2 protein-coding genes and 1 pseudogene are annotated in these 3,086 nt (G+C 64.0%); all 3 read right to left on the minus strand.

Annotation, left to right across the window (positions count from 1 at the left end; all coding sequences use genetic code 11):
* Window positions 1–40 precede the first annotated feature (40 nt).
* Window positions 41–868: pseudogene (locus EOA86_RS28415) on the minus strand (F0F1 ATP synthase subunit beta); the annotation flags it as partial.
* Window positions 869–941: 73 nt separating this feature from the next.
* Window positions 942–1,826 carry a F0F1 ATP synthase subunit gamma gene (locus EOA86_RS28420; RefSeq protein ID WP_029349044.1) on the minus strand — a complete coding sequence of 295 codons (885 nt, stop codon included), beginning with the start codon at window positions 1,824–1,826 and terminating at the stop codon, window positions 942–944.
* A 33-nt stretch (window positions 1,827–1,859) separates the two neighbouring features.
* Window positions 1,860–3,086 (minus strand): F0F1 ATP synthase subunit alpha (gene atpA / locus EOA86_RS28425; RefSeq protein ID WP_128344700.1); only part of this gene is annotated, 1,227 nt, incomplete at its 5' end.

Below are 3,086 nucleotides of genomic sequence, written 5' to 3' on the forward strand. Positions count from 1 at the left end.
TCTATCACGAGTTCATCGAGTCCGGCGTCAACAAGAAGGGCGGCGGCTCGTTCATCTGGCCGTAGACGAGCGCCGCCTTGGATCCTTCGCCGCCGCCCTTCTTGTTGACGCCGGACTCGATGAACTCGTGATAGAGGTCGTTGCCTTCGCGGGTGCGCTCACCGACGCCGGCGAACACCGAGAAGCCGCCATGCGCCTTGGCAACGTTGTTGATCAGTTCCTGGATCAGCACCGTCTTGCCTACGCCGGCGCCGCCGAACAGGCCGATCTTGCCGCCGCGGGCATAGGGCGCAAGCAGATCGAGAACCTTGATGCCGGTGACCAGGATCTGCGCTTCCGTCGACTGCTCGACATAGGTCGGAGCCGGCTGGTGGATGGAGCGCATCTCGATGCCGTCGACCGGGCCTGCCTCGTCGACCGGTTCGCCGATGACGTTGATGATGCGACCGAGCATGCCGGGGCCGACCGGCACGGTTATCGGTGCGCCGGTGTCATAGACGTCCTGGCCGCGAACCAGACCTTCGGTCGAGTCCATGGCGATGCAGCGCACGGTGTTTTCGCCGAGATGCTGAGCCACCTCGAGCACGAGGCGATTGCCGACATTGGACGTTTCCAGCGCGTTCAGGATCGCCGGCAGATGTTCGCCGAACTGCACGTCGACAACGGCACCGATGACCTGGCGAACCTTGCCGGCCAAGCCAGTCTTGTTGATGGCAACGGTCGGCGCCTTCGCCGCGGCAGCCTTGGCGGGCGCGGCCGCTTTCTTGGCCGGAGCGGCCTTCGCTGCCGCTGCCGGAGCCTTTGCCGGTGCTGCCGCCGTCGCGGCAGCTTTCGGGGCCGCCTTCTGGGGGGTCGCTGCTTTCGCCATCGTCTTTACCCTTTTCGTCTCTTTGTTTCTCACGCAATCCGCCTGAAGGTCGCTGACCTTCATCGGAGCGCGCCTAGAGCGCCTCGGCGCCCGAAATGATTTCGATCAATTCCTTGGTGATCTGCGCCTGCCGCTGGCGGTTGTAGGTGATCGACAATTTGTTGATCATGTCGCCGGCGTTGCGCGTCGCATTGTCCATGGCGCTCATCTTGGCGCCCATCTCGCCGGCCGCGTTTTCGAGCAGCGCACGGAAGACCTGTACGGAAATGTTGCGCGGAATGAGGTCGGAGAGGATTTCGCCCGGCTCTGGCTCGTATTCATAGACGGCATTGCCGCCACCGGCCACCTCGGCGGGGGCGGAAGCCACGCCTGCCGGAATGATCTGCTGCGTCGTTGGAACCTGACTGATAACCGACTTGAACTGAGAATAGAACAGCGTGCAGATGTCGAAGCCGCCCTCGTTGAAGAGCTGGATGACTTTTTTGGCAATGGCATCGGCGTTGATGAAGCCGAGCGTCTTCACTTCGCGCAGGTCGACGCGCTCGAGGATCAGCGCCGCGTAGTCGCGGCGCAGGATGTCGAACCCCTTCTTGCCGACGCAGATGATCTTGACCTGCTTGCCGTCGGCCAGAAGCTTGCGGATGTGGTCGCGGGCAAGGCGTGCGATCTGCGAATTGAAGCCGCCGCACAGACCACGCTCAGCGGTGCAGACGACGAGCAGATGCACGTCGTCCTTGCCGGTGCCGGTCATCAGCGCCGGGGCCTCGCCACCGCCGCCGATCGCCTGGGTGATGTTGGCCAGCACAGCGCCCATGCGCTCCGAATAGGGGCGCGCCGCTTCCGCCGCTTCCTGCGCGCGACGCAGCTTCGCCGCGGCGACCATCTGCATCGCCTTGGTGATCTTCTGCGTCGCCTTGACCGAGGCGATACGGTTACGAAGGTCTTTTAGTGAAGGCATGCTTCAAACCTGATCCCGTCCGTCCGGCTTCGTTCAAGCAAAGGTCTTGGCAAAAGTGTCGATCTCCGCCTTCAGCTTGGCACGCAGATCGTCCGACAGCGCCTTCTCCTTGCGGATGCCGTCGAGCACCTCTTTGCCGGCCGAGCGCATGTGGCTGAGCAAGCCATGCTCGAATTTGCTGACCTGGTCGATTGCCAGCTTGTCGAGATAGCCGTTCACGCCGGCGAAGATCACCGCGACCTGCTCTTCGACCTTGAGCGGCGAGAATTGCGGCTGCTTCAGGAGTTCGGTCAGGCGCGCACCGCGATTGAGCAGGCGCTGCGTGGCGGCGTCGAGGTCGGAGCCGAACTGGGCGAAGGCCGCCATTTCGCGGTACTGCGCGAGCTCGCCCTTGATCGAGCCGGCGACCTGCTTCATCGCCTTGATCTGCGCCGAGGAGCCGACGCGCGACACCGACAGGCCAACATTGACCGCCGGGCGGACGCCCTGGAAGAACAGATTGGTTTCCAGGAAAATCTGGCCGTCGGTGATCGAGATGACGTTGGTCGGGATGTAGGCCGACACGTCGTTGGCCTGGGTCTCGATGATCGGCAGCGCCGTCAGCGAACCGCCGCCATTGTCGTCATTGAGCTTGGCGGCCCGCTCCAGCAGGCGCGAATGCAGGTAGAAGACGTCGCCCGGATAGGCTTCGCGGCCGGGCGGGCGGCGCAGCAGCAGCGACATCTGGCGGTAGGCGACGGCCTGCTTCGACAGGTCGTCGTAGCTGATCAGCGCATGCATGCCGTTGTCGCGGAAATATTCGCCCATGGTGCAGGCGGTGAACGGCGCCAGGAACTGCATCGGCGCCGGATCGGAAGCGGTGGCGGCGATGATGATCGAATAGTCGAGCGCGCCGCGCTCTTCTAGAACTTTCACGAACTGCGCCACGGTCGAGCGCTTCTGGCCGACGGCGACGTAGACGCAGTAGAGCTTTTCCTTCTCCGGCCCGTGTTCGTGCACCGATTTCTGGTTGAGCATCGTGTCGAGAATGATCGCGGTCTTGCCGGTCTGGCGGTCGCCGATGACCAGCTCGCGCTGGCCGCGGCCGACCGGGATCAGCGCGTCGATGGCCTTGAGGCCGGTCGACATCGGCTCGTTCACCGATTTGCGCGGAATGATGCCGGGCGCCTTGACGTCGACGCGCTTGCGCTCGGTCGCCTGGATCGGGCCCTTGCCGTCGATCGGGTTGCCGAGCGCGTCGACGACACGGCCGAGCAGGCC

Origin of the sequence: Mesorhizobium sp. M5C.F.Ca.IN.020.32.2.1, assembly GCF_004023105.1 — a bacterium.
GTDB classification, from domain to species: Bacteria; Pseudomonadota; Alphaproteobacteria; order Rhizobiales; family Rhizobiaceae; genus Mesorhizobium; species Mesorhizobium wenxiniae.